We start from the raw sequence: 12623 nt of genomic DNA, 5'->3' as shown, positions 1-12623 counted from the left end.
CTCGGCGGTGGCCTCCTCGGTGTCGATGCGGCGGGCCACGCCCAGCTCGACGAGCCGGTCGGCGTTGATGAACTGTTCGGCGGCCTGAGGCACCGCGATCATCGGCACACCGGTGAACAGCCCTTCGCTGCTGCCGCCCATTCCCGCATGGGTGACGAAGGCGTCGGCCTGTTCCAGGATCGTCAACTGGGGCACCCAGGAGTGCACCTCGACATTGGGCGGGATGTCGCCCAGCTCTGCCGGGTCCGTGTACTTCCCGATCTGGAGCACGACGTGCCAGCCGGGCAGGTTGCCGTAGGCGGCCAGGCACTGGCGGTAGAACTCCGGCTGCCTCGTGAACGCCGAGCCCAGGGAGACCAGGAGCACCTTCTCCTCACCGGCGGGACGCGTCCAGGCTCCCTCGTCCGCCCGCGCGCCGAAGCAGGGGCCGACGAAGGTGACCGTGTCGGTGTCGACCCGGTCCGCGTGCGGCTGCATCGCCCTCGGGATCATCGCCAGGGAGTGCGCGGGCCGGCCGCAGAAGGCGTCCATATCGGTGGTGGTCGCCCCGCAGTCGGCGAGCCACCGGGCGAACCTCGCCCGGTACTCGTCGGCGCCCGGCAGCTGCCACAGCTGCGCCGCGACGTCCTGCTCGTAGCCCTCCCAGGCCACGAATGTCGGGGACAGCTGCATCAGGGGACGGCCCTGCGCCTCGGCGAGGGCGCGCCCGGGGTAGGCGCCGATGTCGTACAGGTAGAGGTCCGCGGGGTCGTCGTCGTAGACGGCCCGCAACCGCGGAAGGGCCTGGATCGCGTCGTCGAGGAAGACGCCCATCGCAGCGATGGGGTCGTCGGGCCAGTTGTTGTCGGCGACCGGCAGCACCGACTCGAAGGGGACGAACTCGGCGCCGGTGGCCTCGATCAGGCCGGCCACCGCCGGGTCGTTGGCGTAGGTCACCCGGTGGCCCCGGGCCACCAGCTCCCGGATGATCTCAAGGCTGGGCAGGACGTGGCTGACGGCGGGGATGCCGATCATCGCGACATGGGCGCGGCGACGTGACATGGAGGATCACTCGTTTCAGATCTACGGCGAATGGGACACAGCGATCCGGTGCGCCGGCCACGGGATGGAACCACCGTGGGCGCACTCGGACTCGGCGGGACGGGGTACGTGCCCCGCCCGTGTGTCAGCCGTAGATCTGATACATGAAATACATGCCGGAACCGTAACCCGTCCCGTACGCACCCGCACGGGAATTTCGGCGGCCCGCCTGCCGGACCGCCCGGCCCTCCGCGGCTCAGTCCTCCACGACCAGCGCCGGGGTCTCCTTGGTCAGCACCTCGCCGCGGAAGAACGCCGGGCTGCGGCGCTGCATCACCAGCATCAGCACCACACCGAGCAGCAGCAGCCCGACGCCGATGACGAACACCGAGCCGACCCCGAAGACCGACGAGCCGGAGCCGTACGCCGGGTCCCACATGTCGTAGAGGGTCTTGCCGAAGACCGCGGTGAGCAGGATGCCGCCGACCACCGGGAACAGGCCCTTGAAGAGCAGGTCGCGGAAGGAGCGGGTCAGGTCGGCGCGGAAGAACCAGGCGCAGGCGAACGCCGTCAGCGCGTAGTAGAAGCAGATCATGAGGCCGAGCGCGTAGATCGTGTCGACCAGGACGTGCTCGCTGACCAGGGTCATGACTGTGTAGAAGACGCCGGTCGCGACGCCCGCGGTGATCGTGGCCCGCCCCGGGGTCCTGAAGCGCGGGTGGACACGGGCGTACGAGGCGGGCAGGGCCTCGTACGTGGACATCGCGAGCACCGTGCGGGCCACCGGGATGAAGGTGGTCTGCAGGCTCGCGGCGGCCGAGGCGAGCACGGCGACGAAGAGCAGGATGCCGAGGCCGGGGCCCATGACCGGGCCGGCGAGTGCGGCGAAGACGTTGTCGGAGGTGTCGGGGTTGGCCAGGCCGAGTCCGGAGGTGCCGGAGCCGACGGCCATCTGGGCGGCGACACCGGTCGCCAGGTAGGAGCCGACGAGCACGACCATCGCGATGAGCGCGGCCCGTCCGGGGGTCCTCTCGCTGCCGGTGGTCTCCTCGTTGGCGGTCAGACAGGCGTCCCAGCCCCAGAACATGAAGATCGACAGCGACAGGCCCGCGGTGAACGCGGCGAAGGACTGCACGGCGAACGGGTTCAGCCAGGACCAGGAGAAGTCCAGCGACGAGGCGAACTCCCCGCTGTTCGCCTTCTGCACGGCCATCGCCACGAACAGCGCGAGGACGACGAGTTGCAGCCCCACCAGTGCGTACTGGACGCCCTTGGTGGCCGTCATCCCCCGGTAGCTGATCGCCGTGGCGACCGCGATCAGGGCCAGGCAGGTGAGGATGTGGACGGGTTTGTTGTCGTCCAGGGCGGCGATCGAGTCGCTGCCGGTGATCTCGCCCGCCAGGAGCCAGAAGTACGAGGTGGCGACGCCCGCCAGGTTCGACAGGACGATGATCGTCGCGATGACCAGGCCCCAGCCGCACATCCAGCCGATGCGCGGGCCGAACGCCTTGACGGTCCAGGTGAACGAGGTGCCGCAGTCCGGCATGGCCTTGTTGAGCTCGCGGTACGCGAAGGCGACGAGCAGCATCGGCAGGAAGCCGGCCAGGAAGACGGCGGGCATCTGCACGCCGACCTCTCCCGCGGTGGAGCCGAGGGTGGAGGTGAGGCAGTAGACGGGGGCGACGGTGGAGATGCCGATGACGGCGCTGCCCATCAGGCCGACGGAGTTCCCGCCGAGGCCCTTGCCGCGTACCCCGCTGTCGGCCGGGGCGGCGCCCCGTCCGGTGTCTCCGGCCTGCGGCCGCACGTCCACCTGAGTCATGAAAAGGACGATAAACGCTACGATTTCCACATCCGGAGGCTGAGACTCCGCCACCTCGCCCTTGAATTCCAGGCAACAATACGGAAACACGGCGATTAATTGAAGGTCGTTTGCGTCAGACGCCTTCCGATATGAGGCCCGGACTCGATCGCAGCACCGTACGGGAACCGCAGCACTGTCCGTTTTGTTGCCATTCAAAATTTCCCGTGGGTGTCCGCTGAGCGGACACCCACGGGGGCGGCCGGTTCAGCCGGGCCAGACGATCGACTGGAGTTCGCTGTACGCGTGCAGGGCGTACGAGCCGACGTCGCGCCCGACACCGCTCTTCTTGAACCCGCCGAACGGGGCCTCCATGTTCCGCCCGATGGTGTTCACCCCGACCCCGCCGGCGCGCAGCCGCCGGGCCACCCGGAAGGCGCGGGCCACGTCCGAGGACCAGACGTAGTCGATCAGCCCGTAGTCGCTGTCGTTGGCGAGCGCGATGCCCTCCTCCTCGTCGTCGAAGGGGACGACCACGACGACGGGGCCGAAGATCTCCTCACGGACGACGCGCATGTCGTTGGTGCAGTCGGCGAGGAGGGTCGGGGCGACGTAGAAGCCCCGGTCGAGCCCGGCCGGGCGTTCGCCGCCGGTGACGACCCTCGCCCCCTCCTTCCGGCCCAGCTCGACGTACGACTCGACGCGGTCGCGGTGGGCGGCGGAGATCACCGGGCCGACGACCGTGCCCCTGGCCGCCGGGTCGCCCACCTTCAGACGGCCCGCGTACCCGGCGAGCTTCCCGAGCAGGGCGTCATGGACACCGCGCTGGACGAGGACCCGGGTCGGGGCCGTGCAGATCTGGCCGCTGTAGAAGGAGAACGTGCTGCCGATGCCCGCTGCCGCCGAGTCGAGGTCCGCGTCGTCGAGGACGACCGCGGCGCCCTTGCCGCCCAGCTCCATCAGCTGCCGCTTCATGTCCCGCCCGCACACCTCGGCGATGCGCTGTCCGACCGCGGTGGAGCCGGTGAAGCTGACCATGTCGACGTCCGGCGAGCCGACGGCGGCCTCGCCCGCCTCGGGGCCCGAACCGGTGACGACATTGACGACGCCCGGCGGGACGCCCGCCGCTTCGAGCGCCTCGGCCATCCGGAAGACGGAGAGCGGGTCCTGCGGGGCGGGCTTCACGACGACCGTGTTGCCCATGGCCAGTGCGGGCGCCACCTTGCCCGCCGGGTTGGCCCAGGGGTTGTTGTACGAGGTGATGCAGGTGACGACGCCGACCGGCTGGCGGACCGCGAGCGCCCCGAAGACCCCCGCCCGCCCCATCGGCCCGGCCTCGTTGATCTGCGGCGCGACGGCCTCCTCGACCGGTTCCAGGGCGCCCCTGGCATACCGGCGGAAGCGGGCGGCGCCCACGGCGACCTGCATGCCCCGGGCCGTCGCTGTGGTGGCGCCGCTCTCCGCGCGGGCGAGTGCGGTGTTGCCGTCGAGGTCGCGCAGCATCAGACCGGCGGCCCGGTCCAGGATCTCGGCCCGCTCCTCGGGGCGGGTGCGGGACCAGGTGGCGAAGGCCTCCCGGGCCGCGGCCGCCGCCGCGTGCACCTGCTCGCGGCTCGCCTCCGGGGCGAGGCCGACGACCTCCTCGGTCGCCGGGTCGATCACCTCGTAGTGGCCGTGGTCGGGTTCGGTCCACCGCCCGCCGATGAACAGGCGCCGCTCCCCGTCGCTCATACGGTGCTCACCGTCCGGGTGTCGCGCCCGGAGCGGAGCACCGTGCCGGGGACCGCGCCGGTCACCTTGTCGTCGCGCAGGGTCTCCACCCCGTTGACCCGGACCGACACGATGCCGATGGCCCTGGAGTCGAGCCGGGGGCTGTCGCCGGGCAGATCGTGGACGAGGGTGGCGGGCCCGGCGTCGATGCGTTCCGGGTCGAAGAGGACGAGGTCGGCGTGGAAGCCCTCCTCGATCCGGCCCCGGTCGCGGAGCCCGAAGAGCCGGGCGGGGTCGTCGGTGAGCATCTTCACCGCCCGCTCCAGGGGGACGAGCCGGCGTCCGCGCAGACAGTCGCCGAGGAACCGGGTGGTGTACGGGGCACCGCACATCCGGTCCAGGTGCGCGCCCGCGTCGGAGCCGCCGAGCATGACGTCCTCGTGCTCCCAGGTCTCGCGGCGCAGCGCCCAGGAGGCGGGGTCGTTGTCGGTGGGCATGGGCCACAGCACCGTACGCAGCTCGTCGGCGGCGCAGATCTCGACGAGGCAGTGGAAGGGGTCCTGTCCGCGTTCGGCGGCGATGTCGCGTACGACGCGGCCGCTCAGCCCCTCGTTGGCCGCGCTGTAGGTGTCGCCGATGACGTACCGGCCGAAGTCGGCGAGGCGGCGGAAGACACCGGCCTCCTTGCTGTCGGCGCGGCGGAGCATCTCGGCGCGGGTGGCGGTGTCGCGGAGCCGCTCGATGCGCTCGGGGACGGGGAGGGCGAGGATGTCGCCCCAGCCGGGTATGAGGTTGAGGGCGCAGAAGGTGCCGAGCGACATGTTCATCGGGGTGAGGATCGGCATGGTCAGCGCGACGATCCGGCCACCGGCCCGGCGGGCCCGTTCGCTGGGCACCAGCTGACGCGGTACGCGTTCGGGGACGGCGGCGTCGATGGTGAGGACGTTCCAGTTCAGCGGGCGTCCGGCGGTGGCGGTCATGTCGACGAGCAGCTCGATCTCCTGGTCGGAGAACTGGTCGAGGCAGCCGGCCACGATCGCTTCGAGCTGGGTGCCCTCGTGTTCGCCGACGGCCCGGGAGAGCGCGAGGAGCTCCTCGGGCAGTGCGTGCCGGGAGGCGACGGGCTGCCCGTCGCCGTCGGAGTGGGTGGCGGACTGGGTGGTGGACAGCCCCCAGGCCCCGGCGTCCATCGCGTCGTGGAACAGCGCGAGCATGGCGTCGAGCTGCTCGGGGGTGGGCTGTCCGCCGACCGCGTCGGCGCCCATGACGTGCCTGCGCAGGGCGCAGTGCCCGACCATGAACCCGGCGTTGACGGCGATCCGCCCTTCGAGGGCGTCGAGGTATTCGCGGAAGCTGGACCAGGTCCAGTCGACGCCCTCCTCCAGCGCCTTGAGGGCCATGCCCTCCACCCGCGACATCATCCGGCGGGTGTAGTCGGCGTCCTCGGGGCGCTCGGGGTGCAGCGGGGCGAGGGTGAACCCGCAGTTGCCTCCGGCGACGGTGGTGACGCCGTGGTTCATGGACGGGGTGGCGTACGGGTCCCAGAAGAGCTGGGCGTCGTAGTGGGTGTGCGGGTCGACGAACCCGGGCGCGAGGACGAGACCGGTGGCGTCCTCGGTGGTGACGGCCTCCTCGGTGAGAGTGCCCGGTTCGGCGACGACGGCGATGCGGCCGTCGCGGATGCCGATGTCGGCGGGGTACGAGGGCCCGCCGGTGCCGTCCACGACGGTCGCTCCGCGGATGAGGTGGTCGAGCATGACGGGGTTCCCTTCTGTGGTGGGTGGATGTGCAGCCGGGGTGCGCACGGCCGCGGTACGCACCCCGGCTGCACGGAGCGGCGGTCCGGGAAGACGCCGCAGCCTTCGACGGGGCTCGCTCCCCTACGCCGCGTCCCGGAACCGTGAGGTCCGGTGCACCGGGTCCGTGTCGATCTCCGGGATCACGTGCTCCCCGATCAGCCTGATCGAGTTCAGGGTGTCCTCACGGCTCACCCCGATCGGCAGCCCGAAGCTCAGCTGGTCCGCCCCCGCCTGCTCCCACCGCTTGCACTGCCGCAGCACCTCGTCCGGGTCACCGCAGATCATCAGCTCCTCGGCGATCAGCAGCTCGATGATCTCCTCGGAGTACTCCGGGAGCAGCTCGGGCCACTCCGGTATGCCCTCCGGCCGGGGGAAGGTGTCGTGGTAGCGGAAGAGCAGCGACTGCAGGTAGTTCAGCCCGCCGCCCACGGCGATCTCGACGGCCTTGGCGTGCGTCTCGGCGCAGATCGCCGTGGAGGTGACCATGACGTTGTCGTTGACGAAGTCCCCGACCGGTTCGGCCTCCTTGACGGCCGTCTTGTAGGACTCGACGACCCACTCCATGTCGGAGACCTTCTGCACGCTGAAGCCCAGCACGCCGAGCCCCTTCCTGCCCGCCATCGCGTACGAGGACGGCGACCCGGCCGCGTACCACATCGCCGGGTGAGACTTCCCGTACGGCTTGGGCAGGATCTTGCGCGGCGGCAGCGACCAGTGCTTGCCCTGGAAGCCGACGTACTCGTCCTGGAGCCACATCTTGGGGAACTCGGCGATGGTCTCTTCCCAGAGTTCCTTGGTGTGGTTCATGTCGGTGATGCCCGGCATGAACCCCAGGATCTCGTGGCTGCCGGCCCCGCGTCCCGAGCCGAACTCGAAGCGTCCCTCCGACAGATGGTCGAGCATGGCGACCTTCTCGGCCACCTTCACCGGGTGGTTGACCGGGGCGAGCGGGTTGAAGATGCCGGATCCGAGATGGATGCGGTCGGTGGCGTGGGCGAGATACCCCAGGTACACATCGTTGGCCGAGAGATGCGAGTACTCCTCCAGGAAGTGGTGCTCGGAGGCCCAGGCGTACTTGAAGCCGGACTTGTCCGCCTGGATGACGTACTCGGTCTCCTCGATCAGCGCCTTGTGCTCTGCCCCGGGGTCGGCCTTGGCCCGCGCGGCGGGCACGTACCCCTGTACAAAGAGCCCGAATTCCAAGGGGGTTCACCGTCCTCAATCGTTTCTGACACACCGTCAGATCTTGATGCGTCCGACTGTTCCACCGGCACCCCCACCCGTCAATACCTGACGCATCGTCAGACAAACTCAGAACAGGCTGACGCCCGCCAGCCATCCCCCGTCGATGACGAACGGCTGCCCGGTGATGTACGAGGAGTCCTCCGAGGTCAGGAAGAGAGCCAGCGCCGCCACCTCCTCCGGCTGCCCGATCCGCCCCAGCGGCACCAGCTTGCGGTACAGCTCGGCCACCGCCTCCTTCGACTCCTCCGGATCCGCGGCCGGGTCCAGCGCCGCCGGATTGGTCATCGCGGTGTCCACGGCCCCGGGGCAGACGGCGTTGACCCGTATCCCCTGCGCGGCCAGCTCCAGCGCCGCCACCCGGGTCAGACCGAGGACCGCGTGCTTGGTGGCGGCGTAGGCACCCACGAACGCCATGCCCGTGAGCCCCGTGTACGAGGCGGTGTTGACGATGGTCCCGCCGCCCGCGGCCCCGATCTCGGGCGCGACGGTCTTGATCCCGAGGAACGCGCCCACCTGATTGACCTGCACCACCTGCTGGAACTCCTCCAGCGGCGTGCTCACCAGCTCGTTGAACCGGAGGATCCCCGCGTTGTTGACCAGCCCGTCGATCCGCCCGAAGGCGTCCTTCGCGGCGGCGACCGCGCCCTGCCAGTCCTGCTCCCGGCTCACGTCCAGGTGGACGAACCTGGCGGCGTCCTTCCCCAGCTCGCCCCGCAGCTCCTCGGCCAGCGCCTCGCCCTGTTCGTCGAGCACATCGGCGATCACCACCCGCGCGCCCTCCGCGGCGAAGAGCCGCGCCTCCTGCTCGCCCTGCCCGCGCGCCGCACCGCTGATGAGTACGACCCGCCCGTCCAGCTTGCCCATGGCCTGACTCCTACCTGTCGAGATGAGGTGCGACCTCGGCGGCGAACGCCGCCATCTGGTCGGTCAGTTCGCTGCGGCTCCGGCTGCGGAACCGCACCTGGATCTGGTGGACGCCCATGGCCGGGTACGCGCGCAGCGACTCGGCGATCGCCTCCGGCTTCCCGGTGAGGGTGCGCCGCCCGACGGACCACTCCGGCTCACCGACGTACAGCGGCTCGGTGATCGCACCGACGACGATGGGCGCCTCGACCCCGGCCGCCTCCCGCAGCTCCTTCAGCCGGGCGATCTGCGCGGGCAGCTGCTCCCGCGGATCGCCCTGCGGCAGCCAGCCGTCCCCCCGCACGGCCGCCCGCCGCACCGCGGCCGGCGAGGAGCCGCCCACCCAGACCGGCACCCGCTCCTGGGCCGGACGCGGCAGCTGCCCGAGGCCGCCGAAGGAGAACCGCTCCCCCGTGAACTCCGGGTACTCCTCCGGGCCGAGCGCCGCCTTCAGCGCGTCGATGGTCTCGTCGAGCACCCCGCCCCGCCCGTCGAAGTCCGCCCCGAGCGCCTCGAACTCCTCCGGTACGTGCCCGGCGCCGACCCCGAGGATCAGCCGGCCGCCGCAGAGGTGGTCGAGGGTGGCGTACTGCTTGGCGGTGGCCAGCGGGTGCCGCAGGCCGACGACGGCGACATGGCTCATCAGCAGGACCCGCTCGGTGATCCCGGCGAGATGGGCGAGAGTGGCGACCGGGTCGTACCAGACGGTGCCCATGACCCCGGCGAGGCGCCGCGGGATCGCGACATGGTCGCAGCTCGCCAGATAGCTGAAGCCGGTACGGTCGGCGGTCCGGGCGATCGCGGCGAGGTCGGCCGGACCGGCCGCCGCCTCCCACCCCTCGGCGTAGATGGTGCTCTGCGACTGGATCGGCAGCTGCATCCCGTACGACAGCGGCCCGGTGGTCGATATCGGCACCGAACGGCCTCCTCCCCGAGGCAATCTGACGCACCGTCACTTGACGGGCGCGGGGGCCATCGTCACGCCTGACGCCGCATCAGGCAAGGGGCGGGGAGGAAGCCTTGCGGACACACCCAGGGGCGTACCGGATCTGTCGTGCAACCTCGCACGGCACCTCCGGCCGGCCGGCGCCGGAGCGGAGGTCAGGACAGGGAGGGAGCGGCGGCCTCGCCGTCGGCGTCGCCCTCGTCGTCGTCCCCGCCGGTCGCCGCGCTCTCGGGGGCCGGCGCGGTGCCGGGCGCCGCCGCGCCCCCGCCCTCGCCCTCGCCCTCGTCGTCCTCGTTCTCGTCCTCGTTCTCGTCCTCGTTCTCGTCCTCGTTCTCGTCCGGCGCGGCCTGGACGCCCACGCCCTGCGAACCCGACACGTTCTGGTCGATCGCACCTCCGCCGCCGTCGTGGTCACTGCCCGCCGTCCCCTTGCTGAGGGGGGCCAGCACATTGAGCGTGCGGCCCACCTCCAGCCAGGAGTCGGCGCCCGGCGCTCAGCCGGCCCGCTACGACAGGAACGCTCCGTCCCACCGACGGCCGGCGGCACGTCTACCGGTCGAACTGTTCGAGCAGGCTCTCCACATAGTTTTCCAGGCGCCGCGTAAGCACCTCGGACGTCAGATCGGTCCGTCCCAGCTCCCGCCACGGGACCGCCAGCTTCTCCGCGTCCGGGGCGTGGGCAAGCGCGTCCAGCAGCCGCCAGTAGAGGTGGTCCGCCCCGTTCCCGGCCAGTCGCCCGCCCGCCGCCTCGTACTGTCCGGCGAAGCCCGTCCCGGCCGGAACGCCGTGCAGCAGCGCCAGCGCCGTCGAACAGTGGGCGACATCCAGATCGGCCGGGCCCCAGGAGGTCTCCACCCAGTCGACGACCCCGCTGATCCGCAGGTCCGCCCCCTCGCCACCGAAGAGCACATTGCCCGGATGGAAGTCGCGGTGCAGGAACCGCGGTTCGTACGCGGGCGGTTCGCGGCGGATCACGTCCACCGCCCGTCGCCACAGCCCCGGTCGGCCGGTGGCGGCGGGCACCCGCACCCGGTCCGGCGCGGTCCACGCCTCGTAGTCACGCGGACGGGTCCGGTCGGTGACCTCAACCCGGTGGATGGCGGCCAACTGCCCTGCCAGCAGCCCGATGCGACCGGCCGCCCCGGCGTCATCGACCCGCACCTCGCCGGGCAGCAGGCTCATCAACAGCGAGGGGTGGTCGCAGTGTTCACCCCAAGCGTCGACGGCCACGCACCGCGCCGCCGGGATGTCCGTGCCGCCCAGCAGCCGCAGTACGTCCGCCTCCCGGGTGAGTAGCCCCGGCGCGTGGCGCACGTAGAAGGGCTTGACAAAGGACCGCAGGACCAGCGAACGCCCGCCCCGTGGACCGGAGATGTGCAGCCGCCGCATCCGCGAGCTCCAGCCGCTGCGCAGCCGCTCCGAGCCCTCGATCCGCTCCCCCGGCGCCAGGTTCCGCTCGGCCCATGCCCGCGTCGCCGCCCAGCCGGGACCGCCGTCCACCGCCTCACCCATACGGGAAGCGTAACGACGGCCGGTACGGGGGCGCGATCACGCCCCCGTACCGCGATGCGTTCGCCCGTCAGCAGTCCGGGACGACCGCCCCGTTGTTGTCCCGGGCCTCGTCGTTGCCCCAGCGGGACAGGTAGTACGCCGAGACGTACGCGCCCCGCCCGTTCTTGCCCGCGTACACCGTGTCCAGGTCCGTCTTGAGCCACCAGTGGTTGTAACTGGAGCCCGAACCGACCTGGGCTCCCCACACCTTGCAGTAGACGTAGTTCGTACCGGCCTTCAGCAAGCCCTGCGCATCGTTCGTGTTCGGCGCCGCGTAGCCCGTGGCGTCGGCGAAGGTGTCGACCCAGTACTGGCCACCCCCACCGCAGCCGTTGTCGCTGGTCAGGTACTTGCTGTAGTACGAGCCGGGGTACGGGGCGAGCGACTGGCCGTTGATCGAGATGGTCTGGCCCACGCCGTTGTACAGCTGCTCGTAGTGGATGTGAGCGCCGCTGCTGTTGCCGGTGGAGCCGGTGACGCCGATCTGCTGCCCCTGCGACACGGAGGCGCCGTCGGCGACCGAGTACGAGGAGAGGTGGAAGTAGTAGGTCTGCCAGCCGCCACCGTGGTCGACGACGATGTAGTTGCCCGCTCCACTGGGCTGGGAGTAACGGTGGGCGGTTCCGCCGGACGAGGCGAGGACCGGGGTGCCCGCGGTGGCGCCGCCGTCGGTCCGCACGAAGTCCAGGGCCGATCTGACCTCCGCCGAGTGGTGGCTGTAGGTCCAGGTCTGGCCGCAGGGGAACGGTGCCTTGAAGTTCGGGGCCGCGGCGGCGGGGGTCGCGGTCAGCAGCCCCGCGACCAGGGCCACCAGCCCCAGCAGGGCGAAACGTATCGAGCGCATGCGCGGTCATCCTCCGGGTCGAGTCCGAGTGGGGTACCGGGTACGGGAACGGCCTCGGGCCGAACGGACCCCAGGGTGCCGGAAGTTCAGCCGCTCCAGTAGACCCAACGGCCCCCGATCACCCGTGCCCGAACGCTCGGCGGAAACCGGGCCGGCACGCGCCCGTACGGTCGCATCGGGCGGTTGCCGGGGCTGCGTAACTCGACGAGGACGACATGAAGCTGCCACAGCAGAAGACCTTCTCTGCTGTGGCAGCGACCGGGGACTGTCCCGACCCCCGAGCGGGTTCGGGACAGTCCCCCTCAGAACCGGTCAGATCACGGAGTGGCAGGGATACAGACCGCGTACGACTGGACGGTCTGCGGTGTGGCACCGCTGTTGTACGCGGAGACGTGCCAGCTGTTGGTCACGGTGTCCGGAGCGCTCGCGGTCCAGTGGATCTCCTCGTTCTGCAGTTGGTTCACGGCCCCTCCCCCGGTCAGCACGGTGCCGGCAGGGCATACAGCCGTGATGTCCTGGATGCTGCCCCCGGCGGGGATGAGCGTGGCTGCGCTGGTAGCGGTCTGGGACGGACCGACAGGCCCGGTGGCACCCGTCGCACCCGTCGGACCGGTCGCGCCCGTCGGACCGGTCGCACCGGTAGCGCCGTCAACACCATCGGCACCAGCCGGACCGGTCGCACCGGTCGCACCGGTCGCACCGGTAGCGCCGGTAGCGCCGTCAACACCATCGGCACCAGCCGGACCCGTCGGACCGGTCGCACCGGTAGCGCCGTCAACACCATCGGCACCAGCCGGACCGGTC

General features: G+C 71.0%; 11 protein-coding genes. All 11 read right to left on the bottom strand.

The features are described 5' to 3' along the window. Positions 1-1041, bottom strand: a 1041-nt coding sequence (locus tag ABZY11_RS05795) for a macrolide family glycosyltransferase (protein WP_356477903.1), incomplete at its 3' end; no start/stop codon positions are given. Between the two features lie 235 nt (positions 1042-1276). After that, positions 1277-2842 (bottom strand): APC family permease, encoded by a 1566-nt coding sequence (locus ABZY11_RS05790; RefSeq protein ID WP_356477902.1) that lies wholly within the window; start codon positions 2840-2842, stop codon positions 1277-1279. Positions 2843-3088: 246 nt separating this feature from the next. After that, entirely contained in the window at positions 3089-4552 is a 1464-nt protein-coding gene (locus ABZY11_RS05785; RefSeq protein WP_356477901.1) for an aldehyde dehydrogenase family protein, read from the bottom strand. Further along, the gene (locus ABZY11_RS05780) at positions 4549-6288 is read right to left on the bottom strand and encodes a D-aminoacylase (RefSeq protein WP_356477900.1); all 1740 of its coding nucleotides are present in this window, start codon (positions 6286-6288) and stop codon (positions 4549-4551) included. The genes ABZY11_RS05785 and ABZY11_RS05780 overlap by 4 nt, the downstream gene beginning before the upstream one ends. A gap of 123 nt (positions 6289-6411) precedes the next feature. After that, the gene (locus tag ABZY11_RS05775; protein ID WP_356477899.1) at positions 6412-7533 is read right to left on the bottom strand and encodes an LLM class flavin-dependent oxidoreductase; all 1122 of its coding nucleotides are present in this window, start codon (positions 7531-7533) and stop codon (positions 6412-6414) included. 108 nt (positions 7534-7641) lie between these two features. Then, positions 7642-8439, bottom strand: coding sequence for a glucose 1-dehydrogenase (locus tag ABZY11_RS05770; RefSeq protein WP_356477898.1), 798 nt, complete (start codon positions 8437-8439; stop codon positions 7642-7644). A 10-nt stretch (positions 8440-8449) separates the two neighbouring features. Next, positions 8450-9394, bottom strand: a complete 945-nt coding sequence (locus ABZY11_RS05765; protein WP_356477897.1) for an LLM class F420-dependent oxidoreductase — start codon at positions 9392-9394, stop codon at positions 8450-8452. A 185-nt stretch (positions 9395-9579) separates the two neighbouring features. Then, on the bottom strand, positions 9580-9891 hold the full coding sequence (locus tag ABZY11_RS05760; RefSeq protein ID WP_356477896.1) for a hypothetical protein: 312 nt from the start codon (positions 9889-9891) through the stop codon (positions 9580-9582). A gap of 82 nt (positions 9892-9973) precedes the next feature. Continuing rightward, entirely contained in the window at positions 9974-10936 is a 963-nt protein-coding gene (locus tag ABZY11_RS05755; RefSeq protein WP_356477895.1) for an aminoglycoside phosphotransferase family protein, read from the bottom strand. A gap of 67 nt (positions 10937-11003) precedes the next feature. Continuing rightward, the gene (locus ABZY11_RS05750) at positions 11004-11819 is read right to left on the bottom strand and encodes a M23 family metallopeptidase (protein WP_356477894.1); all 816 of its coding nucleotides are present in this window, start codon (positions 11817-11819) and stop codon (positions 11004-11006) included. A gap of 317 nt (positions 11820-12136) precedes the next feature. Continuing rightward, positions 12137-12283, bottom strand: a complete 147-nt coding sequence (locus tag ABZY11_RS05745; RefSeq protein ID WP_356477893.1) for a hypothetical protein — start codon at positions 12281-12283, stop codon at positions 12137-12139. Positions 12284-12623 lie beyond the last annotated feature (340 nt).

The organism is Streptomyces sp. NPDC006510 (genome assembly GCF_040611955.1).
GTDB lineage: Bacteria > Actinomycetota > Actinomycetes > Streptomycetales > Streptomycetaceae > Streptomyces.
Note: the sequence above shows the minus strand (reverse complement) of the source record. Positions and strands in the feature narration are given on the sequence as shown.

Bases quoted from the DNA above. Each gene is read 5' to 3' on its own strand.
- ABZY11_RS05790 (WP_356477902.1), bottom strand. From the start codon at position 2,842: ATGACTCAGGTGGACGTGCGGCCGCAGGCCGGAGACACCGGACGGGGC.
- ABZY11_RS05785 (WP_356477901.1), bottom strand. From the start codon at position 4,552: ATGAGCGACGGGGAGCGGCGCCTGTTCATCGGCGGGCGGTGGACCGAA.
- ABZY11_RS05780 (WP_356477900.1), bottom strand. From the start codon at position 6,288: ATGCTCGACCACCTCATCCGCGGAGCGACCGTCGTGGACGGCACCGGC.
- ABZY11_RS05770 (WP_356477898.1), bottom strand. From the start codon at position 8,439: ATGGGCAAGCTGGACGGGCGGGTCGTACTCATCAGCGGTGCGGCGCGC.
- ABZY11_RS05755 (WP_356477895.1), bottom strand. From the start codon at position 10,936: ATGGGTGAGGCGGTGGACGGCGGTCCCGGCTGGGCGGCGACGCGGGCA.
- ABZY11_RS05750 (WP_356477894.1), bottom strand. From the start codon at position 11,819: ATGCGCTCGATACGTTTCGCCCTGCTGGGGCTGGTGGCCCTGGTCGCG.